Origin of the sequence: Desertibacillus haloalkaliphilus (assembly GCF_019039105.1) — a bacterium.
GTDB classification, from domain to species: domain Bacteria; phylum Bacillota; class Bacilli; order Bacillales; family KJ1-10-99; genus Desertibacillus; species Desertibacillus haloalkaliphilus.
Genome location: NZ_JAHPIV010000324.1, coordinates 1 through 382, shown reverse-complemented (window position 1 = coordinate 382; position 382 = coordinate 1). Strand labels below are relative to the sequence as shown.

The window sequence follows — 382 nt, the reverse complement described above, 5'->3', positions numbered from 1 at the left end:
CTAGTATTCTTTTGAGCTTGGTATAATTAAACAGACTTCGAGCATTAGGTGTTGTGTAATTACTAAACGTCCATTATCAGCAAGAGGAGCGGATTGGTACCAGTTAGAGAATTTTGGAAAACAGGAAATTCTTCTTACTCCTTAATTGGTTAAGTAGTGATTGGTGAGCATATACGAAGGGAAAATGATTATGAAGCTAAAGAAGAAAGGCTATTTACTTATCGTTCTAAGTGCGTTCTGTCTACTCACACTTTATTTATTGATATGGCCTGTACCGATTCACCCACCTTATTGGGATGCTCCACAGACGGAAGGATATACAGGTCCTCATAAAGTGAATAGTAGGTTAGCGGGGATGGAATTTATTGAACTAGATCATTTC

1 protein-coding gene is annotated in these 382 nt (G+C 37.7%); it reads left to right on the top strand.

Annotated features, from left to right (window positions below; genetic code table 11):
• Positions 1 to 190: 190 nt before the first annotated feature.
• On the top strand, positions 191 to 382 hold a 192-nt coding region (locus tag KH400_RS22155), incomplete at its 3' end, for a hypothetical protein (protein WP_217228320.1).